1 protein-coding gene is annotated in these 255 nt (G+C 52.5%); it reads left to right on the top strand.

The genetic code is table 11. The features are described from left to right. Positions 1 to 32: 32 nt before the first annotated feature. Positions 33 to 255 (top strand): transposase (locus ACO0LL_RS30425; protein WP_422954552.1); only part of this gene is annotated, 223 nt, incomplete at its 3' end.

Here is a 255-nt window from a genome sequence, read left to right as displayed (position 1 = left end):
CTTTCTATCTTGTTTTGTCAGGGTGGAGAGCGATGCCAAAAGAACTGATAGATGACCAACTGTGGAGCAGAATCGAGCCTTTGTTACCGAAGAGAGCGTCTCGCCATAGACAATATGCAGGACGCAATCCGACGGATGACCGTGCCGTATTGACGGGAATCGTGTTCGTACTGCGCTCTGGCATTGCATGGAACTTGCTGCCACAAGAAATGGGTTGCGGCTCCGGAACAGCATGCTGGCGGCGACTGGTCCAAT

Source organism: Undibacterium sp. TC4M20W, from assembly GCF_049340245.1.
Classification (GTDB): domain Bacteria; phylum Pseudomonadota; class Gammaproteobacteria; order Burkholderiales; family Burkholderiaceae_D; genus Undibacterium.
Note: the sequence above shows the minus strand (reverse complement) of the source record. Positions and strands in the feature narration are given on the sequence as shown.